This window comes from Brevundimonas sp. A19_0 (genome assembly GCF_017744255.1).
Classification (GTDB): domain Bacteria; phylum Pseudomonadota; class Alphaproteobacteria; order Caulobacterales; family Caulobacteraceae; genus Brevundimonas.
In genome coordinates this window covers 1-23,313 of sequence record NZ_JAGHQP010000020.1, presented here as the reverse complement: position 1 = coordinate 23,313, position 23,313 = coordinate 1, and the positions used below count along the sequence as shown (strand labels likewise).

Sequence of the window (23,313 nt, the reverse complement as noted above, 5' to 3'; positions counted from 1 at the left end):
CCATCCGAGTCCAGATCAGCGTTTTCTCGGCGTGAGATCGCATACCGCCCCTCCTCGCCCACACTAGGACTGGGGAGCAAGAACAGCAACGGCCGACCGATCAGGTGAGCCTGCGCCCTAGGAGATCAGCCGCCCAAACACCAGGCCAGAACGGCCTTCTGGGCGTGGATGCGGTTTTCCGCCTCGTCCCAGACCAGCGAGCGAGGACCATCGATCACCGCATCGGTGACCTCCTCGCCCCGGTGCGCCGGCAGGCAGTGCAGGAAGGCGGCGCCGTCGGCGGCCTCCTCCATCAGCGCCTCGTCGACCGTATAGCCCTCGAAGGCCTCCAGCCGGTCCTCATAGTCCTGATCGCCCATCGACACCCAGGTGTCGGTGACCACCACATCGGCGCCCTTGACCGCGTCATGGGGGTTGGACGTGAGCGTCACCGACGATCCGCCGATGGTCAGATCGCGCAGGTCGGGATGGTATTCGGGCGGGCAGGCGACATTCAGGTGAAAGCCCAGCTTGGGCGCCGCATGCATGAAGCTGTGGCACACATTGTTGCCGTCGCCGATCCAGGCAAAGGTCATGCCCTTCACCGGCCCGCGATGCTCCTCGACCGTCATCAGGTCCGCCAGAATCTGGCAGGGGTGGCTGCGATCCGTCAGGCCGTTGATCACCGGCACACTGGCGAAGCGGGCGAAGCGCTCGACATCCTCATGATCGTTGGCGCGGATCATCACCGCATCCACCATGCGCGACAGCACCCGCGCCGTGTCCTCGACCGGCTCGCCGCGCCCCAGCTGCATGTCGGACGCCGTCGCGATGATCGACGAGCCGCCCAGCTGACGGATGGCCGCGTCAAAGCTGAACCGGGTGCGGGTCGAGTTCTTCTCGAAGATCATCGCCAGCACATGATCGCGCGCCGGCGCGTCGGCATCGACCCACCCCTTCGGCTTGTCACGGCGCGCCGCCTTGCGCGCATGGGCGTCGTCCAGAATGGCCCGCAGGTCTTCGGCCGACAGCCGGGAGAGATCGAGGAAGTGACGCACCATGACGGCCTCCGTCAGCCGGCCTTCGACCGGGCGAACTCGCAGGTCTTTTCAAAACGGGCGATGGCCTCGGCGGCATCTTCCCGGGTGAAGTTCAGCGGCGGCAGCATGCGCACGCAGTTGTCGCCGCCCCCGGCCACCAGAAGCTGGTTCTCGTCGCGGGCCCAGCCCATGAATTCGCGGTTGTTGGGCTTGAGCTTGATGCCGATCAGCAGGCCCTTGCCGCGCACGTCCTCGATCACATCGGGGAAGCGCTCCTGCAGGCCGGCGAGCTGCTGCTTCAGATAGCCGGCGATTTCGCGCACGTTCTCCAGGGTCTCGGGCTTCGCGATCTCGTCATAGGCCGCCAGACCGACCGCCATGGCCAGCGGATTGCCGCCGAAGGTCGAGCCGTGCACGCCGACCGTCATGCCCTTGGCCGCCTTTTCCGACGCCAGGCACGCCCCGACCGGGAAGCCGCCGCCCAGCGCCTTGGCGATCGCCATGATGTCGGGCGCCATGCCCGCCCATTCGTGGGCCCACAGCTTGCCCGTCCGGCCCATGCCGCACTGGACCTCGTCGAAGATGATCAGCACGCCGTGCTCGTCGCACAGCTCGCGCAGGCCGCGCAGGCAGACCTCGGGCACCGAGCGGGCGCCGCCCTCGCCCTGCACGGGCTCCAGGATGATGGCCGCCGTATCGGGCCTGGCAATAGCCGCCTTGATGGCCTCGTGGTCGCCGAAGGTCAGCTGCGAATAGCCGGGCAGGCGCGGGCCGAAGCCCTCGACATAGTTGGGATTGCCGGCCGCATTGATGGCGCCATAGGTGCGGCCGTGGAACGAGCCGTCAAAGCCGTAGATCTCGATCCGCTCCGGCTGGCCGTTGGCATGATGGTACTTGCGGGCTGTCTTCAGCGCGCACTCGACCGCTTCCGAGCCCGAGTTGGTGAAGAACACCGCATCGGCAAAGCTGTCGGCGCACAGCCGGTCGGCCAGCTCTTCCTGACCCGGGATCTGGAAGATGTTCGAGACGTGCCACAGCTTTTCGGCCTGATCCTTGACCGCCTGCACCAGTCGTGGGTGGGCGTGGCCCAGCGCGTTCGTCGAGATGCCCGAGACGCAGTCCAGATAGACGGTGCCGTTGGTCGCATACAGGCGCGACCCCTTGCCGTGATCCACGGCCAGCGGCGCACGGTTGTAGACACCCATCAGATGGCTGGACACGGGATCAGACCTCCAAAAGACGAAGGCCCCGGCGCACAGACGGCACCGGGACCGATAAAACAGACGTCAGGCGTTGTCGGACTCCGCCCCCGCTTAGTCAACACCGAGGGACGGCGCTGCAATCAGCTCTTCAGCCGCCAGCCCGAGCGGAAGACGGCCCAGCAGGTGACCGCCAGCGTCAGGGTCAGCACTCCGGCCGCGATCCCGCCGATCAGAAGGTTGCTTTCGGCGTGGCCGATGAAGCCCGCGCGGAAGCCGTCGATCAGATAGAAGAAGGGGTTGAAGCGGCTGAAGGTGGCGAACGGCTCGGGCAGGCGTTCGACCAGATAAAAGGCGCCCGACAGGAAGGTCAGCGGCATGACCAGAAAGTTCTGTACGGCCGACAGCTGGTCGAACTTCTCGCTCCACAGACCGGCCAGCACCCCGACCATCCCCATCAGCAGACATGCACACAGGCCGAACCACAGGATCAGGCCGATGTTCTGGATCTCAAGCTGGGCGAACGGCAGCACGCACAGGGCGGTCACCAGCCCGACCGCCAGGCCGCGCGTCGCCGCCCCCAGGGTAAAGCCGATGGTCAGCTCCAGCGGGCTGAGCGGCGGGGTCAGGAAGTCGGTGGCCGTGCCCATGATCTTGGCCTGGATCAGGCTGGAGGATGAGTTGGCGAAGGCGTTGTTCAGCATGGCCATCATGATCAAGCCCGGCGCCACGAACTCGGCAAACGGCGTGCCGTGCAGGGGCGGCCGGCCGCCCTCGAAGGCCACCACGAACACCAGCATGTAGAGCAGGGTCGTGACCACCGGCGCGGCCACCGTCTGGGCGCCTACCTTCCAGAAGCGGCGCACCTCGCGCTGGTACAGGGTCCAGACGCCGATGCCGTTGATCCCGGCATAGCGGCGCGGCACGGGCGGGCCTTTGGCGGCCTCCGCGGTGGCGAGATCGGCAAGGGTTGCGGAAGAGGCGGTCGTCGGTTCGGTCATGTCGGCCAGATGCGCCCGATACGGCGCCGGTTCAAGCCGCGAGGGGCACAGCGGCTTCACCGAACGCCGATTCAAGATGTGGTTTCTGTGGACACTCCGAATCGCACATCTTGCGTCTGTTAACGAGAGGTTTACGACTGGTTGTAGGTCGGGGCCGCCAATCTTGGCACCTGACGCAAGATGTTGAATCGACCAAACCGGGAGGATGGCATGACCGCAGGCTGGACCGAGGACCGCGTGGGCGCACTGACCAAGCTCTGGCTTGAGGGACAGTCGGCCAGTCAGATCGCCAAGGCCCTGGGCGGCGGCGTCACCCGCAACGCCGTGATCGGCAAGGTGCACCGTCTGGGCCTGTCGGGGCGCGCCGCCCCCAGCCAGCCGGCCCGCACCAACTATCGTCCGACCCGGCCGCGCGCCGCAGCACCCGCTCCGGCCCAGCCCTCGGCCCCGCGCCGGATCGAGGCCGCCCAGCCGCGCCCGGTCACGCCGCCCCGGCCCGAGCCCGCGCCCGAGCTGCCCGGCACCGCCACGGTCATGACGCTGGGCGCCCACATGTGCAAATGGCCGATCGGTGACCCGTCCTCGACCGAGTTCAGCTTCTGCGGCCGTCGCGCCTCGGAAGGGGTCTATTGCGTCGAGCACGCCCGGGTCGCCTACCAGCCCCAGGTCAAGCGCGGCAGCAAGGACGGCAGCTCCGACCTCGCCCGCAGCCTGCGTCGGTACATCTGATCCAGGTGGGTGCTGGTGAGCAGTGCCAGTGAGTAGTGAGTAGAAGGCTGGGGTGACGCGCGTCGCTGCGGTCATCACCGGATCGGCACCGTCCCTCACGTGCCCTGCTCACTACTCACTGCTCACTAGCACCCCTTCACGATCGCCCCTTGTTGGGCCACCACCCCCTCGCCGGGCCTTCGGGTCGGGCGAGCCTTCGGGGGGCGGGGCTGCGGTTCTCCGGGTTGACGCAGCCCCGGCCTCTTGTCTCCTCCCTGTCGAAGACGGGGAGGTGGCGCGGCGCAAGGCGCCGTGACGGAGGGGTTCTGGGCCACAAGCGCGATCTGAAGAGCCCCTCCACCGCTACGCGGTCCCCCTCCCCATCACGATGGGGAGGAGACGGCAGCCTCAGTTCAATATCCTGGCCCCCGGCACGTCCAGGCTGAAGGCGGGGATTTCGGCCTCGAACCGTTCGCCGTCGGGCGTCTCCATCACATAGCTGCCGCGCATGGCGCCCGAGGGCGTCGGAAGCGGGCAGCCCGAGGCATAGCTGTGGCTGTCGCCGGGCGCGATGACCGGCTGTTCGCCGACCACGCCGTCGCCGATCACCACCTCCTCGCGGCCCGTTGCGTCGGTGATGATCCAGTGGCGCGACAACAGCTGCACCGGCACCCCGGTCAGATTGACGATCTCGATCTGATAGGCCCAGACCCAAAGCCCCTCATCGGGGTTCGAGCGCCCGGCCAGATAGCTGGGCTGGACCTTGACCCGGACTCCCCGGGTCTCGGCGGTATAGGCGGAACTCTCATACATGCCCCCATGCTCGCCCCGCCGCGTGTCCGCCGCAAGCCCGTTTCCGCTTGACGACTCGCGCCGAAATCCGTGGAACATCCCCCATGACCTTTGACGCCTCCCGCCCCGGCATCCTGCCCTGCCAGGCCATCGACACCCTGATCGCCACGGGCGCCATCACCACCGACACGCCCTTCGACGCCGATCAGGTCCAGCCAGCCAGCCTCGACCTGCGCCTGTCCGACCGGGGCTGGCGGGTGCGCGCCTCCTTCCTGCCGGGTGAGCGGACGGTCGAGACCCGCATCCAGGACGTGGTCATGCACACCATCGACCTCGACGGCGGCGCGGTGCTGGAAAAGGGCTGCGTCTATATCGTCAAGCTGCAGGAGCGGCTCAGCCTGCCGAAAGGTGTGGTCGCCCGCGCCAATCCGAAGAGCTCGACGGGCCGCGTCGATGTGTTCGTCCGCCTGATGACCGACCGGGGCGCCACCTTTGACGATGTGGCCGAGGGCTATGACGGTCCCCTCTATCTCGAGATCGCGCCCCAGACCTTCTCGGTGCTGGTCCGACCCGGCACCCGGCTGAACCAGCTGCGCCTCAAGGTGGGCGAGCCCCCGCACCTCGAGACCCGCAGCGTCGGCGTCGATCTGGCCTTCGACACAGAGGGCGGCATTGTCGGCTATCGCGGGCGGCGCCACGCCGGCCTCATCGACCTGGACAAGGTCAACGGCCACGACCCCGCCGACTTCTGGGAGCCGCTGCGCGCCCAACGCGGCGAGTTGATGCTGGACCCCGGCGAATTTTACATCCTCGCCTCACGCGAAGCCGTCGAGATCCCGGTCGACCAGGCCGCCGAAATGACCCCCATCGACCCTTCGGTCGGCGAGTTCCGCGTCCACTATGCCGGCTTCTTCGACCCCGGCTTCGGCACCGACGAGGCGCACGGCGCGGGCTCGAAGGGCGTGCTCGAGGTCCGCACCCACGACACCCCCTTCATGCTGGAGCACGGCCAGATCGTCGCCCGGCTGGTCTATGAACCCCTGACCGAACGCCCCGATCGCCTCTACGGCGAAGGCGGCAGCCACTACCAGAGCCAAGGCCTGAAGCTGTCGAAACATTTCCGGGCTTAGCACCGCTCCGCCAAGGTGTGACGGAAACCCTCCGTAGCCCGCCAACGAGCTTCAGCGGCTCAGCGTGACATCGGAAATTCTGGCATCACACTTTGAAATTTTCAGGGACAGCTGCCCGCCACCCCGGGTCGAGGTGGTACTGCCGTCGGGATTGACCATCGGAGGCCGGTATCGAAACACGAACCACCATTCTCCCTCATCGGTTACCCCAACGGCTGGATAGCCGACCCGATCCGACTGCGGAAAGGCGTCGCCCTCCACCGCCAGAAAGATGGCTTTGGCCGCTTCGCCCGACGTCACCAGCGGCTCGCCCGAGTTCAATCCGGTGCGTTGGCAATCGGGAGCAGCCGCAGCCGCCGAAGCGGTCATCAGCATTATCCCGATGCACATAGAGGCGGCTTTGAGACCGGGGCGAATTAAACGGCGCATGGTTGACCATAGCCCTGAGAAGCGCTTCGGGACAACTCCCGACCCGGTTGCCAGCCGCCCGTATTTTTTGAGCGCCTGAGGCGTCCTCGCGGCAAGCGCCGGGTGCAGCCAACTCCCCCCCACTGGCACGCATCCTGCTCAAATCGTCCCGGCCCGGATCACTTCGCAACAGGGCCTCAGGAGGCTGCCATGTCCTGGATGGCGATGAGTACAGGTCTGGCCGGGCTGTGCGGCCTGGGCGTGTGCGTGCATGCATGGCAGGTCCGGGAGAGAGGCGCAGACCCCGCGCGGGCCGCCTTGTCCCGTGTCGGCATCGGCGTCCTGCTGGTGACCTGGGGCGCGCTGGTGCCTGTTACCCTGTTCCTGTGGCGACAAGGGCTGGCGGCGCCCTGGCTGTTCGGGGCCGAGACCTATGACGGCGGCGTGGTGGAAACCGTCACCGCCGTCGGCCTGATCCTGATCGTCCTGCTGGCTGCCCGGGAGGCGGTTGTCTCGCGAAACGCCCTCAAGTCCGGCTTCTGGGCACTCGTCGCCCTGTTCGGAATCCTGGCCTTCGGGGAAGAGGCCAGCTGGGGCCAGCACATCTTCCACTGGACCTCGACCGGCGCCTTCGCCTCCGAAAATCTGCAGGCCGAGACCAATCTGCACAACTTCCTGTCCCCGCGCCTCTACGACATCGCCTATGCGGCGGTCGGCTGGGGCTTGGTGGTCGCGGCCGGTCTGCTGAGCCTCCGCCCGCGGTGGCTGGCTCCCTTGCTGCATCAGCCCCCGCTCGATCGGCCCTCGGTCGTTCGCATCGCCCTGCTGGTCTCGGCCGGCGTGCTCCTCCAGCACGAACTGTTCGAGGAGATGGCCGAGGCCGTCACCATCCTGGCCTTCGTCTTCATCCAGGCCGAGCTGGCCCTGACCGGCCGTGCCCCCGTCCGGGCGATACAGCCGCCGACCCCCGCACTGCACGCCTGATCGCGCGGCGCGGCCTCACTCCAGCCGGTCCGCCTTCCTCAGGTCCGGGAACATTTTGGCCCAGAGGCCGGTGGAGGCCAGCGCACCCAACCCCCCGAACACCGCAGCGCCCACCGGGCCCAGCAGGCGCACCATGACGCCGGAATAGGCCTCGCCCAGTTCGTTTGAGGCGCCGATGAACAGCATGGAGACCGAGCTGACCCGGCCGCGCATGTGATCGGGCGTGGCCAGCTGGATCAGGGTCTGGCGGATGTTGACGCTGATCATGTCTGCCGCCCCCCCGATCAGCAGCACCAGCCCCGACAGCCAGGCGAACCGCGACAGGCCAAACGTCAGGGTGCAGAGGCCGAACACGGCGACCGCTGCCAGCATCCAGGTGCCGCCGTTCCGCGTGATCGGAAACCGGCTGAGACAGACCGCCATCCCCAGCGCCCCGACCCCGAATGAGGCCCTGAGCAGGCCGAAGCCCAGCGCCCCCACATGCAGGATGTCGCGCGCGAACACCGGGGTCAGCAGGGCCACCCCCGCCAGCATGACCACCACCAGATCCAGCGAGATGGCGCCCAAGACGATCTTGGTCTTCCAGACGTAGCGCAGGCCCTCTGTCACGGCCTGAAGGCGGGTCAGCCCCGTCTGGATTACCGGCGGGCGGCCCGAGGTGCGGATCAGCAGCAGCGACAGCACCGCTACCCCGAACAGGGCCGCCGACACCCCATAGGCCAGCGGCACCGACAGGCCGACGATCAACCCGCCCAGCGCGGGGCCCGCGATGGCGCCGGTCTGAAAGGCGATCGACTGGGCCGCGATGGCGGGGGCCAGCGCGCGGCGTCCAACCACCATGGGCAGGAAGGCCTGGGTCGCGGGGGCCAGAAAGGCGCGCGCCGCGCCGAATACGGCGGCGATGGCCAGCAGCCCCCACAGCGGCGGATTGCCATGCAGCGCCAGCGCCAGAAACCCCGCTGCGCAGCTGCCCTCGACCAGCACCGACAGGATGACGGTCGTCTTGCGGTCGCGCCGGTCGGCCATGGCCCCGGCGGGCAGGGTCAGGGCCAGCAGCGGCAGGAATTGCGCCAGACCGACAAGGCCCAGATACAGGCTGGCCTGTTCGATCGGATGGTCGCGTCGGGCGATCTCATAGACCTGCCACAACAGGGCCGAGGACTGGATCTGGATGCCGAGGACGGCACTCAGCCGCCCGATCCACAGCCAGCGGAAATCGGGCACCGACCAGGGGCTGGCTGGGCCTTCGCTCAGGGGGGAGGAAACGGGTCCGTCGTCGCTCACGTGCGGCGGTCGTATTTCGGATAGGGGGTGCCGTCGCGGTGCGAATAGACGCCCGAGCGGAAGGTCATGTCGATGTCGGGATACTCGCCCTGGTCACCACCGGGCTTGCGAGTGCCGACCTCCAGAAGGACGGCGTCCTGATCGGTGCGGTTTTCCAGCTTGTGGCCGTTCGGAACCCCCGCCTTGAACCCGGCACAGTCGCCGGCGCGCAGCACGGTCTCGCCCTCATCTTCGACCAGCACCACCTCGCCCGACAGCACCCACACGAATTCATCCTCGCCCTCGTGCCAGTGACGCTGGCTGGACCAGGCGCCGGGCGGCAGGGTCAGATGGTTCACCCCGAACTGGTCCAGCCCCACGGCATCGCCCAGCTTCAGACGCCGGCGCGGCTTGCACGGCCCGGCGTGTTCCTCGGGATAGGTCGTGCCGTCGGCCCGGGGCGCGGTGTTCAGATCGATACGGGGCATGGGGTCTTCTCGCAGGTCCTGACACCTCCTAAAGCATGGCCTCATGACAAGACCAGCCCACCTGATCGATCCCGTCGCCCTGACCCGCGACCTGATCCGCAGTCCCTCCGTCACCCCGGTCGACGCCGGGGCGATGGCGACGCTGAAGGGGGCGCTGGAAGAGCTGGGCTTCACCTGCCGCGACCTGCCGTTCGAGGGCACGCCCAACCTCTATGCCCGGCTGGGTAGCGAGGGTCCGAACCTCTGTTTCGCCGGCCACACCGATGTCGTGCCGACCGGCACGGTCGCCGCCTGGTCGCACGATCCCTTCGCCGCCGAGGTCCGGGATGGCGTGCTGTTCGGCCGGGGCGCGGTCGACATGAAGGGCGGCATCGCCTGCTGGGTCGCCGCCGTCTCGCGCGTGCTGGCCGATTACCAAAAGGAGGGGGGCGGCGTGCCCGGCTCCCTGTCCTTCCTGATCACCGGCGACGAAGAAGGCCCGGCCCTGCACGGCACCAAGCGCGTCGTTGAGCAACTCAGGACCGAGGGCGAGCGGATCGACGCCTGTGTGGTCGGCGAGCCCTCCTCCTCCCAGCGTCTCGGCGACATGATCAAGGTCGGCCGGCGCGGCTCGCTGAACAGCTGGATCACCGTCAAGGGCCGCCAAGGCCACGTCGCCTATCCCGACCGGGCCGCCAATCCGGTGCCGGTTCTGGTCCGCCTGCTGAACCGTCTGGCCGAGGCCCATCTCGACGACGGCTATCCCGAGTTCCCGCCTTCGAACCTCGAGATCACCACGGTCGACGTCGGCAATCCGGCGTCCAACGTCATTCCGGCCGAGGCGATGGCCCGGCTGAACATCCGCTTCAACCCGACCCACACGGGCGATGCCCTGTCGAAATGGCTGGACGACCAGGCCGCCGAGGTCGCCACCGAGACCGGTCTGGCCATCACGCTCGAGCACCTGTGCTCCGGCGACGCCTTCCTCACCGATCGCGGTCCGCTCGTAGAGGCTGTCGAGGCCGCCGTAGAGGGTGTCGAGGGTATCCGGCCGGAAAGCTCGACAACCGGCGGCACTTCCGACGCCCGCTTCATCCGCGCGCTTTGTCCCGTGCTGGAGCTGGGTCTGGTCGGCCAGACCATGCACCAGATCGACGAGCAGGTGCCGGTCAGCCAGCTGGAATCCCTGACGGACATCTACGCCGCCGTGATCCGCACCTGGTTCGCCCGAACCACCTGAAATTCCTACTGTTCCAGGAACCTCAGCGCGGTCAGCACATGGGCCCGCACGCCCACGATCAGCACGTCCTCGTTCACGTCGAACATCGGTGAGTGATTGGGCGCCGAGGTCGCCGGATCCACCCCCGCGGCGCTGGCGCCCAGATGATAGAAAACGCCCGGAATTTCTCGCTGGTAGTAGCTGAAATCCTCGGCCACCGTGGTCGGCGGGACGGCTGGATTGACCTGGCCCTCGCCCGCCGCTTCCTCCAGAACCGGGGCCAGCCAGGCCGACAGCGCCGGGTCGTTATAGACGAGCGCCGCGTTCTGCCGGACCGAGAATTCCGCCGTCGCGCCATAGGCTTCGGCTACATGGCCGATGGCCGCCTCGGCCCGCGCCACCAGATCATCGCGCTGTGCCACGTCAAAGGTTCGCAGTGTCCCGCTCAGCCGTGCCTCATCGGGGATGATGTTGTAGCGCACCCCCGCCTCGATCGTGGCGATGGTGAAGACGGTCGGCGTCGCGGTCGGGTCGACCGTGCGGGCTGTCAGCGTGTTGACGGTCTCTACCACCTGGCCGGCAACGGCAATGATATCAATGCCTTTCCAGGGCCAGGCGCCGTGTGTCTGGCGCCCGGACAGGACGATGTCGACCCGGTCCGACGCCGCCATGAACCCCTCGGGCCGGTAGAAGATCGTGCCCGGCAGGCCGGGCACGACGTGCAGGCCGAAGATCGCCTCGGGCCGGGGATCGTCCAGCGCCCCTTCGGCGATCATCAGCGCCGCCCCGCCCATGGGCTCACCCGGAGGGGCCCCTTCCTCGGCAGGCTGGAAGATAAAGACGACGGTGCCGGAAATCTGGTCGCGCATGCCGGCCAGCACCTCGGCCGCGCCCATCAGCATGGCGATATGGGCGTCATGGCCACAAGCGTGGGCGACCGGCACGGTGCGCCCCTGATAGGTCCCGGTTGCGGTCGAGGCGAACGGCAGGCCCGTCGCCTCCTCGACCGGCAGGGCGTCCATATCGGCCCGAAGCGCGACGGTCCTGCCCGGACGACCCCCACGCAGAATGCCGACCACGCCGGTCTTGCCGACCCCGACCCGGACCTCCAGTCCCAGCCCACGCAGATGGTCGGCGATCGCCTCGGCCGTGCGATGCTCGGCAAAGCCCAGCTCGGGATTCTGGTGAAAGTCCCGCCGCCACAGGACGACATCGGGCATGACCGCCTCAACCGCCGCCTCGATCTGCGCCGACTCGATGGACTGGGCATTCGCCGGCGCAGCCGCCGTCATCGCCAGAGCCGTCGTGACCCCCATCAGGACTGTCATGCGTTTCAGGTATCGGATCATCCTCAGCCTCCCTGCCTCAGGCCATGCTGTGCCCTCGGCGCGGCTTGCACAAGCCGGGGGCCCGACCAATCTGGAGCGCCATGCCCATCAAGACCGCGAAGACCGAGTGGCAGGACGTGGTTCTGGTCTGCCGCAAATGCACGAAGAAGCTGAAGCGCAAGGGTTTTGGCCCGGATCAGGACCGCAGCCTCAGGAAGGCGCTAAAGCGCTGGCTGAAGCCGGGCAAGGGGCTGAAGGCCCGCGTGGCCGTGGTCGAGACCGGCTGTTTCGACCTGTGTCCCAAGGGGGCCGTGGTCGCCACCAATGCGCGCACGCCCGAGAAGCTGCTGGTCATCGCGCCCGGCACCGACCTCACCGAAATTCGCGACGGCCTGAACCTGTCGGACGGCCGCCGGCGGAAATCTGCGGCGACACGAAGTGATCCCTCCGCCGGGCCCGCCTCTGGTCAGACCCCGGCGTCCGGGCCTATCGAGACCGGGTGAACCTCAAGAGCCCCACCTTCATGCTTCTGTTCGCGGTCAGCCTGATCGCGGCGGCCGGCAATATGGCACTGCAGTCGGTGCTGCCGGCTCTGGGGCGGGCGTTCGAACTGTCCGACACCCTGGTGGCCGGGGCCTTTGCCATCTCGGCCCTGATGTGGACCCTGACCTCGCCGGTCTGGGCGCGGCTGTCGGACCGCCTGGGTCGGAAACGCGTCATCCTGATCGGGCTGGGCGGCTTCGTCGTCTCGATGAGCGGCTTCGGTCTGGCGGCCACGGCGGGGCTGGAGGGCTGGCTTCTGGCGGTCGTCGCCTTCTCGCTGATGGTGGTGGCTCGCACCGTCTACGGCCTGTTCGGCTCGGCCGCGCCCATAGCCTCCCAGGCCTATGTCGCCGACCGTACCAGTCCCGCCCAGCGGACCCAGGCGATGAGCTGGCTGGCCTCGGCCCAGGGGCTCGGCACGGTGATCGGCCCGGCGCTGGCCCCCTTCTTCGTTCTGCCGCTCGTGGGACTGGCGGGTCCCATGTATGCCTTTGCCACCATGGGGGCGGTCGTGCTGTGGGCGGTCTGGCGCTATCTGCCCAGCGGCGATGTCGTGCGCCAGCCGACCGACCGGCTGCGCGATCCCGGACGCGGCCTGTGGCGGGATCCGCGCATCAAGGATTATCTTCTGTACGGCATCGCCCTGATGGCCGTGCAGGCCATCAACATCTCGGTCCTCGGCTTTCACGTTATCGACGAGCTGGCGATTGAAGGGCTGGCACCGGCCCAGGCCCAGCCCTTCATCGGCGTGGCCATGCTGGCAGGGGCGGCCGCGACCCTGATGGTCCAGTGGGGCCTGATCCCCATGCTCCGGATGGAGCCCCGCGACCTGCTGCGCTGGGGCGCGGCACTGGCCCTCATCGGCAATGCGATGAGTATCGCCTCGCCCGGCTTCTTCGGGGTGGTGGTCGGCTATGCCGTGGTGTCGATGGGGGTCGGCTTTGCCCGCCCCGGCTTTACGGCAGGATCCTCCCTCTCGGTCGGGCCGCATGAGCAGGGCGCCGTCGCGGGCCTGATGATGTCGCTGGCGGGCCTGAGCTTTCTGGCACCGCCCATCATCGGCGTGGGCCTCTACGAACTGATGGAGGCTGCCCCCTTCCTGTTCAATGTCCTGCTGGGCGCGCTGGCGCTGGCAGGCTGTTTCCTCAGCCCGGTTCTCCGGACAGGCCCTGTCGATCTGCCGGATCGGGACGAGACCCCGCCGCCGGATACTGCCCCCGCCTCCCAGCCCGGGCCCGAGGGCAACCGCTGACCGCTTCGGGATAGTCAGGCCGCGCATCTCGTGGCACATGCCGGTCATGGACACACGTATCGAACAACGGGTGGGGATCCGGGCCACCGCCGACCATCTGTGGGACATTCTGGTGGACTTCCCCCACTGGTCCCGCTGGAACACCCATGAGACCGAAGTCGAGGGTCAGCTGGCCTTCGGCGGCGCCTTTTCCCTGACCGAGACCTGGCCCGACATGGCCCCCCGCAAGGTCGAAGCGCGCGTGACGGAATGGCAGCCCCTCGCCCAGCTGATCTGGGTCGAGAAGCGCGGCTGGCTGTTCACCACCGTGCGCTATTTCGAGATTGAGGAGCTCGACAAGGGCTCGTGCATCCTCGCGACCGGCATGCTGTTCCAGGGCCTGCGCGCCGAGCTGTTCATGGATCGGCACAGGAAGTCGATCCGGCATGGTCTGACGGACATGTGCGACCGGCTGAAGGCGCTGGCCGAGTCCTGACGCGGCGGGCGACCTAGCCGCCGGCCGCCATCGTGTCCTGAATGTTGATGATGGCCGGCGTCAGGATGACGATGAACAGCACCGGCAGGAAGAACAGGATCATCGGCACGGTCAGCTTGGCCGGCAGGGCCGCAGCCTTCTTCTCGGCGGCGGACAGGCGCAGCTCGCGGTTTTCCTTGGCCATGGTCCGGAGCGCGGCGCCCAGCGGCGTGCCATAGGTCTCCGCCTGGGTCATGGCCGTGGCGACCGAACGGATGCCCGGATGGTTGGTGCGCTTTGACAGGCCCTCATAGGCCATGCGGCGATCGGGCAGATAGCTGAGCTCGGCCGACAGTAGAGTCAGTTCCTCTGCCAGATCGATCGAGGAAGCGCCGATCTCCTGACTGACCTTTTGCACGGCCGCCTCGATCGACATGCCCGACTCCACGCAGATCAGCAGCAGGTCCAACGCGTCGGGAAAGGCCTGCATGATCGAGGTGCGGCGCTTGGAAATCCGGTTCGAGAGATAGAGGTTGGGCGCATAGAAGCCCGCCACGGCCGCCGCCATCACGGCGGTGATCCGGGTCATGAAGGGCAGGCCGAAGTCGTTGAAGATGAACAGGTAGAAGGCCACCACCGCCATGAAGATGAACGGCGTCGAGAAGCGGAAGAAGTAGAAGGTCGTCAGCGGCTTCGGCCCGCGATAGCCGGCCTGGGTCATCTTCTCGGCGACCTTGGGGTCTTCCAGAAGCTTGGTCAGGTTCAGCTGGTCGACGACGCGCTTCTTGAAGCCCTCGTCCGACTGGCGAAGGCTCGACCCCTGGCTGGCGATGGCCTGGCGCGACCGGCGCTTCAGCTCCTCGCGGCGGGCGGCGACCGCCTTCATCCGCTTGTCGAGGCCCGAGCCGCCGCCCATCGACGACAGCAGGGTGAAGACGGTGGCGAACGCCGCCACGGCCACGCCGAGGGTCAGCAGGTTCTGCGGATCGGTCAGGAACTGGATCATGGGTGCCGGTCCATCAGAACTTGAACGCGATCATCTTCTTCATGACGAAGATGCCCATGGTCATCATGGCGACGGCGACCAGCAGCATGAACTGCCCGCGCGGGTCGGTGAACAGCAGCATCATGTAGGCCGGTGTGGTCAGGGTCACGAGGATCATCACCGCCGGCGGCAGCGAGCCGATGATGCCGGCCGAGGCCGTGGCCTCCGACGACAGCGCCTTGATCTTCTCGCCCATCATCCGCCGCGCGCGCAGCACGGATGACAGATTGCTCAGCGCCTCGGCCAGGTTGCCGCCGGTCTTCTGCTGGATGGCCATGACGATGGCGAAGAACTTCAGCTCGGGCGTCGGCATCCGCTCGTACATCTTGTTGAGCGCTTCCGAGAGGGTCATGCCGACCCCCAGTCCCTCGACCAGTTTCTGGAACTCCGGCCCCAGCGGCGCCGGGCTCTCTCGCGCGATGATCTTGAAACAGTCGTGGACGGGCAGACCCGACTTGATGCCCCGCACGATCACATCGACCGCGTCAGCGAACAGGTTCGAGAATTTCTTCATGCGCCGCTTGGCGAGGAAGGACAGCACCCAGCGCGGCAGGCCCAGTCCGAAGATCATGGCCAGGCCCACGCCCAGCAGGATGTTCAGCCCGAACAGCAGGCTCATCAGCAGGGCCGTGACCCCCAGCCCGCCGCTGAAGATCCAGAAGGTCCGGACATTCATGTTGAGCCCGGCATGGCGGATGCGGGCCTTCAACGTCATCCGCGCCTTGCGTTGGGCCTTTTCGGCGTCCTGCAGCTGGTCGACGATCTGCTTGCGGCGCGCCTCGGGCGTATTGGCGGCGGCCTTCTTGGCGCGGGTCTGGTCGACCCTGGGACCGCCGAAGGTCTGGGCGCGCTTGACCGCCTGGGCGCTCGAGTCATCGCCCCCGACCAGCACCCAGCCGACCGAGCCGATGGTGACGAAGGCGAGAACGGCCGCAAGAAGTGCCAGCATCGGCCCTACTCCGCCGCGTCGAGGGCTTCGGCCAGCTCGCGCTCCAGGCCGTAGTAGCGGGCGCGATCCCAGAAGCGGGGACGGGCGATGCCGGTCGAGCGGTGACGGCCGATGATCTTGCCGTTCTCATCCTCGCCGGTGATCTCGTAGACGAACAGGTCCTGGGTGACGATCACATCGCCCTCCAGACCAACCACCTCGGTGATGTGGGTGATGCGGCGTGAGCCGTCGCGCAGACGGGCGGCCTGGATGATCACATCGACCGAGCCGACGATCATCTCGCGAATGGTCTTGGACGGCAGGCCGTAGCCGCCCATGGTGATCATGGATTCCATCCGGCTGATCGCTTCGCGCGGGCTGTTGGCGTGCAGCGTGCCCATTGATCCGTCGTGGCCGGTGTTCATGGCCTGCAGCAGGTCGAACGCCTCCGGGCCCCGGACCTCACCGACGATGATCCGCTCGGGGCGCATCCGCAGACAGTTCTTGACCAGATCGCGCATGGTGATCTGGCCCTGGCCCTCAAGGTTCGGCGGCCGCGTTTCGAGGCGCACCACGTGCGGCTGCTGCAGCTGCAGTTCAGCCGCGTCCTCGCAGGTGATGACCCGTTCGGTCGGGTCGATGAAGGCCGTCAGGGTGTTGAGCAGGGTCGTCTTGCCCGAGCCCGTGCCGCCCGAGATGACCAGATTGCATCGCGACGCGCCGATGACGCCCAGGACGCGCGCGCCCTCGGGACTGATGGAGGCGAACTCCACCAGATTCTTCATCGTCAGCTTGTCTTTCTTGAACTTCCGGATCGTCAGGGTGGCGCCGTCGATGGCCAGCGGCGGGGCGATGACGTTGACGCGCGAGCCGTCGGGCAGGCGGGCGTCACAGATGGGGCTGGACTCATCCACGCGACGGCCGACCTGTGACACGATCCGCTGGCAGATGTTCATCAGCTGGGCATTGTCGCGGAAGCGGACATTGGTCAGCTGAACCTTGCCGCCGACCTCGATGAACACCCGGCCGGCGCCATTGACCATGATGTCGGCGATGTCGTCGCGGGCCAGCAGCGGCTCCAGCGGGCCATAGCCCAGCACATCGTTGACGATGTCCTGGACCAGGTGCTCCTGCTCGGCCACCGACATGGAGACGTTCTTGATCGCCACCAGTTCGGCAACGATGTCGCGGATTTCCTCCGACGCCGCCTTCTGGTCCAGCTGGGCCAGTTGCGACAGGTCGATGGTATTCATCAACGCATTGAAGATGGTGGTCTTCGTCGCGTGGTAATAGTCGGACTGCTCCCGGACGATTTCCGTGACCGACTGCACCTTCTTCATCTGTTCGAAGGCCGGGGTGGCGCGCGGTCCCGGGCCCCTGGGCCGGGGGGCTTCGGGCGCGGGCGATGCGACGCGGGCGTCTGGTCGCGGCTTCGGCCGGGCGGCCAGAGCCTCCAGACGATCCGCCTGCTCCATGCCGCCGGCCGGGGCCGCCGCGTCGGAGGCGGGCGGCATCGGCGCGTCTTCGCCGTCAAAGCCGAAGGCGAAGGCCTCGGTCTGGATGCCCGGCTGAGGCGCCTTGGCGGCCGGCTGGGGCGCAGGCGCAGGGGCGGGCTGAGCGGGAGCCGCACCGCCCGGAGCCACTGACTGTGTGCGCTTGCCAAACACCGGAGCGGTCAGCCCTTCTTGAACAGATTGCCGAACAGCGAGCCGCCCTTGGCCTTGGCCTTCGGCCCGGCGACGACCGGCAGTTCCCGACACGACACGATCTGGGCCAGGGTCTGGAAGGCGGCCGCGGATTTGGACTTGTCGTTCAGGTCCAGAACCATCTGGCCGTTGTTGGCCGCCGTGCCGAACACCTTGGGCTCGAACGGAATGACCAGACTGGGGTGGACCCCCAGCGCCGCGCCAAAGTCCTTGGCCGGAATCTCGGGACGTCCGGGTACGCCGACCTGATTGAGCACCAGCCGCGGCGGCGCGTCATTGGGGCGGCCCTGACGGACCAGGTCGATCATGTTCTTCGCATTGCGCAGCGACGCCAGATCGGGCGTGGCGACCACAACGACCTCATCGGCCGAGATCAGGCTGCGACGCATCCAGCCGCTCCAGATGTGCGGCAGGTCCAGCACCACGAAGGGAGCGGTCGAGCGGATGCGGGTGGTGACTTCCTCGAAGGCCTCGACCGAGATGTCCCAGTCGGTGTCGAGCGTGGCGGGCGCGGCGAACAGGCTGAGCTTGTCGGTGCAGCGCACCATCATCCGGTCCAGCAGGGTGGCGTCCAGACGGTCCGGCTGGCTGAGCGCATCGGCCACGCCGTTCAGCGGGTCCTGGTTGAAGTCCAGTCCGGCGGTGCCGAACGGCAGGTCGTAGTCGACGATCACCGTATTGGCGCCGATCCGCTCGCTCATCGCATAGGCGGTATTGTGCGCGACCGAGGAGGCCCCCGTCCCGCCCCGCGCGCCGACAAAGGCGATCGAGCGGCCGACGAACGGCTGGGCCGGGTCCGAGAACAGTCCGCCGATCGCGGCGATCAGCTGCAGCGGCTGCAGCGGCGCGACCAGATATTCGCTGACCCCCCGGCGCATCAGTTCGCGGAACAGCAGGATGTCGTTGGTGGCCCCGATCACCACCACCTTGGTGCCGGCGTCGCAGACCTCGGCCAGGGCGTCGATCTCGGCCAGCAGGGAATGCGGGTCCTTGAGGCACTCGACGATGATCAGCGGCGGGGTCGGCTCGTTCGCATAGGTCTCGATGGCCGCCGGAATACCGCCCACGCGGATGTGGGTTGTGGCGCGCGACATGCGCCGGTCCTTGCCCGCCCGGTCGGCGGCGGCCAGCGTGTCCTGACGCTCGGCGAACACATGGATAGCGATGCGCGGGATCGACACGCCCGACGGATCAGGCTGGCCATAGCCGGTCGTCGACGCGACCTCGGGCAGGGCGGGTTCGATGGGCGCGAGCGCGGCCGAGGCCCCGGCCACCAGTTCGCCCACCGGATTGAAGCTCTCAGGCTCAGACGGGAAGGCGGCCGGCGCAGGCGTCGACGGAAAACCGCCCGGCTCGCTGCCGATCGGGGCAGTGAACTGTAGCGGCTCATGCGACGGCCGAGCAGCAGGCGCGGGCGCCGCCTCGCCCGGACGCGCGTAGCTCATGTCCAGATCGAAGGCATCGTCCAGATCCGCGTCGAAGGCGTCTTCAGGTCGGGGAAAGGCTGCGGCGTTCATCGGGCCCCTATTCCACCGCTCGCGCGATACGACCGCTGACCAGCTCGTCCTGCGGGGCCGAGGTGGGCTCGCCGGCCCGGTAGTTCTGGAAGACGACGGCGGCCCGGCCCGAGTCCGCAGGCGTCATGGCGCGCGGCCGCACGATGTCGCGCGGATCGTCGATCTGGGCGGCCATATTGGCAGTCACCGCGCAACCGAGGCCGGGCGACGGGGCGTTGGAGTAGCGCGGGCGACCCGCGCTGTTCACGGCCGCACAGTTCGGGATGACGGCCTGCACCGTGTCAAAGCCGATCAGCACCGGCGCCCGGGGGTCGGGCGCGTCATAGCCCTCCATGCGGATCCGGCCTTCCGGAATCCCGCGCGCGATCAGGGCAGAGCGGACCGACCAGGCCATGTCGGCCGTCACCGCATCGCCGATGCCGGGGGCCTGGACGAACACGCCGCCGGTGCCCGAGGCCCAGTAGCGCTGGACCATGGCATCGATGGCCGCCGACTGGTTGGCCGACATCCCCTGATCGTGAACGGCCAGGGCGATGCGATCGATGCCGGGCTCGACCTGCATGTAGTACTGCGAGACGGGCGTCAGGGGGCGCACGCCACCGGCACCCGAACCGCCACAGGCGGACAGGGCCAGCGCCGCGGCAGTAGCGGCGAGAACAGCGAGGGTGCGGGGGGTGCGGGGCATCGTCTCCGTCCTCATTCGATCACATAGCCGACGGGGCCGACCCAGCGGGCCGGGGCCTCGTCGCCGGTCTGACGCGGCGGGCCGTAGGTGCGGGTCAGCTGGCCGAACAGCAGGGTCGAGGCGTCGCCCGCGATGGCGATCCCGTCCGCCGGGGTCTGCAGCCGGTCGGGGCTGGTCGGCGAGACGATGTAGGCCTCGAGAATGATCACCAGCTCGGTCTCGTTCGACAGATAGTCCCGCGAGCGGAACAGGCCGCCGGCCACGGGGATGTCACCCAGCACCGGCAGCTGGTCCAGGTTCTGGCGGGTATCCTCACGCAGCAGGCCGGCAATCATCAGCGATCCGCCCGAGGGCAGTTCGACGGTCGAGGAGGCGCGACGCACGTTCAGCGCCGGGATGACCAGTGCGTTGTCGGCGGTCCCGCCCAGGGTGAAGGCACCCGAGGTGGTCAGTTCCGACACCTCGGTCGACAGTTGCAGCGAGATGCGTCCGCCCGACAGCACGATCGGCCGGAAGGCCAGCCGCACGCCGTAGGGCTTGAACTCGATCAGGATATTGCCGCGGTCATCGCGCCCGACCGGCACGGGGAATTCGCCACCGGCCAGGAATTCGGCATTCTCGCCCGACACCGAGGTGGCATTGGGTTCGGCCAGCACGCGCACCAGACCCGCGCGCTCGAAGGCGCGGATAGTGCCGGTCATGCCCTCGCCGTCGTTGTTGGCATCGGTGTAGCGCAGGTTGCCGCCGCCCAGCTGGCTGCCGGACACGCCGAAGGTGGCAGAATTGGTAAGCTGCAGACCGTCGCCTACCGTGTCCAGAATGGCAGTCACGTCCAGGCCCAGCTGCTTGACCGCAGTGCGCTGCACCTCGATCACCCGGGCGCGCACCATCACCTGGTCCGAACCGGTGATGGTCATCATATTGATGATCTTCTCGGGCGCATCGACGAAGGCTGCCGCGATCTGGGTCACGCGATCGGCCTCGCCGGGGCTGGAGACCGTGCCGGTCAGCAGGATGCGGTCATTGACGGCCTCGGCCCGCACATCCGTTCCGGGCAGCACGCGGCTGAGCGTGTCCTGAAGCGCGCTGACGCCGGCATCGACGCGGATCCGCAGGGTCAGGATGGAGCGACCGGCCGCATCGAGGAAGACGGCGTCTGTCTCGCCCGGGGCCAGGCCGATGATGGTGATGCGGCGCGGCGAGTGCAGGACCGCCTCGGCAACGGCCGGATTGGAGACGATAACGTCGCGCGCGTCATTGGGCAGGTCGACGGCCATCGACGTGCCGCGCGGCAGGCTGACCAGACGGGTGCCGGTGCCCATGGTCACCACTTCGCGGCTCTGCGCCTGCGCGGTCTGCACGGGCATGGGCAGGCCGACCGCCACCATGGACAGGGCCACGAGGGCCGCAGCCCCCTGTCGGACAATCTGTGTGAGACGGCTCATTGGACCACCACCACTTCGGTTTCGCCGCCGCGATAGACCCGCACCGACCCGCCCTGCGCCGTGGCCACGGCGCCCGTGCGGCCCGAGGGACCGCCGGTGTCGGCATAGGAGCGCAGGACCAGGCTCAGCTCGCCCTCCGACTTGGCGAGCGCCAGGGCCTCGGCATCGCCGGGGCGGACTTCCAGCGTCGCGGTGGCGCCGACCACGGCCTGTTCATTGTCCGAGACGCGGGTGGCCTGATCGATGGCCAGAACCTTGACGTTGACCAGCACGGTCGAGGAGGTAAAGCGCGGCCGATCGCCTTCCTGGGCGCCCATATTGCCGAGCGTCGTCTCGCGGGTGAGCAACACATCCACCCGGTCGCCAGGCAGGATGAAGCCGCCTGCGGCGGTCTCGACCGTCACGCGGATCGCCATGGCGCGCATGCCGGGCTCGAGATAGGCGGCCATATAGCCGCTGTCGCCGGCCGGCACGACCTTGCGCGCGACGATCGGCTCTCCGGCCAGAATGGGTTCACGCACGACCGAACCGACAAAGTCCGATTTCGAGGCCTGGGTCACCACTTCGGTCGCTGCGCGCGCCACCCGGGCGACGGCGCCGTCGGGCTTGTCGCGTACCGGCGCGGCCTGGCCCTGCGAGGGGATGGGGACGGTGCCGTCGGTCACATAGCTGGCGTCCACGGCGCTGACCGCCCAGTCCTTCCAGACCATGTCGGCGGCGGCCAGTCGGCTGCCGGGCTCCAGATCGCGGGCCGCGACCAGCACCTTGGCCATGGGTTCCTGGGGTTCGGCGGGGGCCTCGGCGGCGGCGGGCGTGGTCGGCTGTCCCGAGGACGAACCCATGGCGCGCACGACCAGCGCCAGGCCGATCGCAGAAACGGCCGCGACACAGATCACGATGATGCGGGCGGGTTTCATCCACGGTCTCCAGCGGCGAGCGGCCGACCGAATCACAGGTCAGACCACCCAAGCGTTAACGACCATGGAGGGTCGGAGTTAACGCACCCCTAAACGCGGATTCCGGAAGACCTTTTGCTCAGAAGCCGGCGGCGAACCGCTCGACCATGGTGCTGGCCGGATAGGCCAGCAGGGCCCCGGCCGCGATGGCCACGCCATAGGGAATGTCGCCCTTGGGCTGCATCAGCTCCGACACCCAGCCGGGCACGCCCGACAGATACGGCCGCGCATGGAAGCGGGCAAAGATCAGGGCCAGACAGAACAGACCCCCGGCGATGCCGGTCCACAGCAGGAAATAGCCCGACCCGGTCACGCCCAGCCACAGGCAGGAAGCCGCCATCAGCTTGGCATCCCCGCCGCCGATCCAGCGCAGGGCGAACATGCCCGCGCCGACAAACAGGGCCAGCAATGCGACACCGACATGGGCGGCGACCGTCGGCAGCGGCAGTCCCACGGCCCAGGCCGCGGGAAAGAAGGCTCCGATCAGGATCAGCGAGATCCAGTTCGGAATGGTCATCGACGTCAGGTCCTTGAGGCCCGCGATGATGACCAGGGCCGGCAGACAGGCCAGAAGCGTCAGGGTCAGTGTGTCCATGCTGTCATCCTTGGCATCCACGCGTTAAAACGACGTTTCCTGACCCGGCCTGCGCGCAACGAAAAAGGGCCGGAGCATCTCTGCCCCGGCCCCTCTGCGGTTTTCAGGACGGTCGGCTTAGGCGCCGGCGGTTCCGCCCATGCCGGTCACGACGGCGTTGAACTTGGTCTTGATGGTCGTGCCGAGCGCGGTCACGGCCGAGATGATGACGACGGCGATCAGGGCCGCGATCAGGCCGTACTCGATGGCCGTGGCGCCGGATTCGTCCTGGGCAAAACGCGAGATGAACTTGGTCATGGATATCCTCTTGATCAGTCCTTGGCGGGCAGAAACGGGGGAGACGGTCGCCCGCGCGGCCCCCTGATTGCACGATCACCCTAGGGCGCCTGAGTTAAGAGGTTGTCGAAAGTAATGGTTATTTGGTCGTTTACTCTGATTTTATTCAACGGCCGTCCACAAGCAAAAAGGGCCGGAGCATCGCTGCCCCGGCCCTTCTGCGGCTTTCAAGACGGTCGGCTTAGGCGCCGGCGGTTCCGCCCATACCGGTCACGACGGCGTTGAACTTGGTCTTGATGGTCGTGCCGAGCGCGGTCACGGCCGAGATGATGACGACGGCGATCAGGGCCGCGATCAGGCCGTACTCGATGGCCGTGGCGCCGGATTCGTCCT

At 67.8% G+C, this 23,313-nt stretch carries 25 protein-coding genes; 7 read left to right on the top strand and 18 right to left on the bottom strand.

Annotated features, from left to right (window positions below):
• Window positions 1–125: 125 nt before the first annotated feature.
• The 3 genes from argF to J7346_RS13525 all read right to left on the bottom strand — a co-directional run bounded on the left by argF (window position 126) and on the right by J7346_RS13525 (window position 3,219).
• Window positions 126–1,040 carry an ornithine carbamoyltransferase gene (gene argF / locus J7346_RS13535; RefSeq protein WP_209120497.1) on the bottom strand — a complete coding sequence of 305 codons (915 nt, stop codon included), beginning with the start codon at window positions 1,038–1,040 and terminating at the stop codon, window positions 126–128.
• An 11-nt stretch (window positions 1,041–1,051) separates the two neighbouring features.
• Window positions 1,052–2,224 carry an aspartate aminotransferase family protein gene (locus tag J7346_RS13530; protein WP_209120506.1) on the bottom strand — a complete coding sequence of 391 codons (1,173 nt, stop codon included), beginning with the start codon at window positions 2,222–2,224 and terminating at the stop codon, window positions 1,052–1,054.
• A 137-nt stretch (window positions 2,225–2,361) separates the two neighbouring features.
• Window positions 2,362–3,219 carry an ABC transporter permease gene (locus tag J7346_RS13525; RefSeq protein ID WP_209120505.1) on the bottom strand — a complete coding sequence of 286 codons (858 nt, stop codon included), beginning with the start codon at window positions 3,217–3,219 and terminating at the stop codon, window positions 2,362–2,364.
• Window positions 3,220–3,429: 210 nt separating this feature from the next.
• Between J7346_RS13525 and J7346_RS13520 the strand changes: the two genes are divergently transcribed.
• Window positions 3,430–3,948, top strand: coding sequence for a GcrA family cell cycle regulator (locus tag J7346_RS13520; RefSeq protein WP_209120496.1), 519 nt, complete (start codon window positions 3,430–3,432; stop codon window positions 3,946–3,948).
• Window positions 3,949–4,335: 387 nt separating this feature from the next.
• Here J7346_RS13520 and apaG read toward each other — a convergent pair whose 3' ends face one another.
• The gene (gene apaG / locus J7346_RS13515) at window positions 4,336–4,740 is read right to left on the bottom strand and encodes a Co2+/Mg2+ efflux protein ApaG (RefSeq protein ID WP_209120495.1); all 405 of its coding nucleotides are present in this window, start codon (window positions 4,738–4,740) and stop codon (window positions 4,336–4,338) included.
• Between the two features lie 83 nt (window positions 4,741–4,823).
• Here apaG and J7346_RS13510 point away from each other — a divergent pair, with 83 nt between their 5' ends.
• Complete coding sequence (locus J7346_RS13510) at window positions 4,824–5,849, top strand: 2'-deoxycytidine 5'-triphosphate deaminase (protein WP_209120494.1); 1,026 nt, start codon at window positions 4,824–4,826, stop codon at window positions 5,847–5,849.
• 51 nt (window positions 5,850–5,900) lie between these two features.
• Here the strand turns inward: J7346_RS13510 and J7346_RS13505 are convergent, their stop codons facing one another.
• Window positions 5,901–6,218, bottom strand: coding sequence for a hypothetical protein (locus tag J7346_RS13505; protein WP_209120493.1), 318 nt, complete (start codon window positions 6,216–6,218; stop codon window positions 5,901–5,903).
• A 249-nt stretch (window positions 6,219–6,467) separates the two neighbouring features.
• On the opposite strand from J7346_RS13505, the gene J7346_RS13500 reads away from it, so the two are divergent.
• Entirely contained in the window at window positions 6,468–7,241 is a 774-nt protein-coding gene (locus J7346_RS13500; protein ID WP_209120492.1) for a hypothetical protein, read from the top strand.
• A 15-nt stretch (window positions 7,242–7,256) separates the two neighbouring features.
• Here the strand turns inward: J7346_RS13500 and J7346_RS13495 are convergent, their stop codons facing one another.
• On the bottom strand, window positions 7,257–8,525 hold the full coding sequence (locus J7346_RS13495; RefSeq protein WP_348521511.1) for an MFS transporter: 1,269 nt from the start codon (window positions 8,523–8,525) through the stop codon (window positions 7,257–7,259).
• Window positions 8,522–8,992 carry a cupin domain-containing protein gene (locus J7346_RS13490; protein WP_209120491.1) on the bottom strand — a complete coding sequence of 157 codons (471 nt, stop codon included), beginning with the start codon at window positions 8,990–8,992 and terminating at the stop codon, window positions 8,522–8,524. The genes J7346_RS13495 and J7346_RS13490 overlap by 4 nt, the downstream gene beginning before the upstream one ends.
• 43 nt (window positions 8,993–9,035) lie before the next feature.
• Between J7346_RS13490 and dapE the strand changes: the two genes are divergently transcribed.
• The gene (dapE, locus tag J7346_RS13485; protein ID WP_209120490.1) at window positions 9,036–10,211 is read left to right on the top strand and encodes a succinyl-diaminopimelate desuccinylase; all 1,176 of its coding nucleotides are present in this window, start codon (window positions 9,036–9,038) and stop codon (window positions 10,209–10,211) included.
• Between the two features lie 5 nt (window positions 10,212–10,216).
• Here the strand turns inward: dapE and J7346_RS13480 are convergent, their stop codons facing one another.
• On the bottom strand, window positions 10,217–11,482 hold the full coding sequence (locus J7346_RS13480) for an amidohydrolase (protein WP_245157880.1): 1,266 nt from the start codon (window positions 11,480–11,482) through the stop codon (window positions 10,217–10,219).
• Window positions 11,483–11,619: 137 nt separating this feature from the next.
• On the opposite strand from J7346_RS13480, the gene J7346_RS13475 reads away from it, so the two are divergent.
• Genes J7346_RS13475 through J7346_RS13465 form a run of 3 tightly spaced genes read left to right on the top strand, consistent with a single transcriptional unit; the run spans window position 11,620 to window position 13,788 of the window.
• Window positions 11,620–12,021, top strand: a complete 402-nt coding sequence (locus J7346_RS13475; protein ID WP_209120489.1) for a (2Fe-2S) ferredoxin domain-containing protein — start codon at window positions 11,620–11,622, stop codon at window positions 12,019–12,021.
• 20 nt (window positions 12,022–12,041) lie between these two features.
• On the top strand, window positions 12,042–13,313 hold the full coding sequence (locus J7346_RS13470) for an MFS transporter (RefSeq protein ID WP_209120488.1): 1,272 nt from the start codon (window positions 12,042–12,044) through the stop codon (window positions 13,311–13,313).
• 46 nt (window positions 13,314–13,359) lie between these two features.
• The gene (locus J7346_RS13465; protein WP_209120487.1) at window positions 13,360–13,788 is read left to right on the top strand and encodes an SRPBCC domain-containing protein; all 429 of its coding nucleotides are present in this window, start codon (window positions 13,360–13,362) and stop codon (window positions 13,786–13,788) included.
• A 13-nt stretch (window positions 13,789–13,801) separates the two neighbouring features.
• On the opposite strand, the gene J7346_RS13460 is transcribed toward J7346_RS13465, so the two are convergent.
• The 10 genes from J7346_RS13460 to J7346_RS13415 form a co-directional block, all read right to left on the bottom strand.
• Window positions 13,802–14,773, bottom strand: coding sequence for a type II secretion system F family protein (locus tag J7346_RS13460; RefSeq protein WP_209120486.1), 972 nt, complete (start codon window positions 14,771–14,773; stop codon window positions 13,802–13,804).
• A 13-nt stretch (window positions 14,774–14,786) separates the two neighbouring features.
• Window positions 14,787–15,761, bottom strand: coding sequence for a type II secretion system F family protein (locus J7346_RS13455; RefSeq protein ID WP_209120485.1), 975 nt, complete (start codon window positions 15,759–15,761; stop codon window positions 14,787–14,789).
• A 5-nt stretch (window positions 15,762–15,766) separates the two neighbouring features.
• Complete coding sequence (locus J7346_RS13450) at window positions 15,767–17,215, bottom strand: CpaF family protein (RefSeq protein WP_245157879.1); 1,449 nt, start codon at window positions 17,213–17,215, stop codon at window positions 15,767–15,769.
• Between the two features lie 200 nt (window positions 17,216–17,415).
• Window positions 17,416–18,963 carry a cellulose synthase operon protein YhjQ/BcsQ gene (locus tag J7346_RS13445; RefSeq protein ID WP_209120483.1) on the bottom strand — a complete coding sequence of 516 codons (1,548 nt, stop codon included), beginning with the start codon at window positions 18,961–18,963 and terminating at the stop codon, window positions 17,416–17,418.
• 7 nt (window positions 18,964–18,970) lie between these two features.
• Complete coding sequence (locus tag J7346_RS13440; protein WP_209120482.1) at window positions 18,971–19,648, bottom strand: CpaD family pilus assembly lipoprotein; 678 nt, start codon at window positions 19,646–19,648, stop codon at window positions 18,971–18,973.
• 11 nt (window positions 19,649–19,659) lie between these two features.
• On the bottom strand, window positions 19,660–21,093 hold the full coding sequence (locus J7346_RS13435; protein WP_209120481.1) for a type II and III secretion system protein family protein: 1,434 nt from the start codon (window positions 21,091–21,093) through the stop codon (window positions 19,660–19,662).
• Window positions 21,090–22,010 (bottom strand): Flp pilus assembly protein CpaB, encoded by a 921-nt coding sequence (cpaB, locus tag J7346_RS13430; RefSeq protein WP_209120480.1) that lies wholly within the window; start codon window positions 22,008–22,010, stop codon window positions 21,090–21,092. Before cpaB ends, J7346_RS13435 begins: the two co-directional genes overlap by 4 nt.
• A gap of 118 nt (window positions 22,011–22,128) precedes the next feature.
• A complete protein-coding gene (locus tag J7346_RS13425) occupies window positions 22,129–22,644 on the bottom strand; it encodes a prepilin peptidase (protein WP_209120479.1) in 516 nt (171 codons plus the stop codon).
• 117 nt (window positions 22,645–22,761) lie between these two features.
• Window positions 22,762–22,941, bottom strand: a complete 180-nt coding sequence (locus tag J7346_RS13420) for a Flp family type IVb pilin (RefSeq protein WP_123288020.1) — start codon at window positions 22,939–22,941, stop codon at window positions 22,762–22,764.
• Window positions 22,942–23,161: 220 nt separating this feature from the next.
• Window positions 23,162–23,313 (bottom strand): Flp family type IVb pilin (locus J7346_RS13415; protein ID WP_209120502.1); only part of this gene is annotated, 152 nt, incomplete at its 5' end.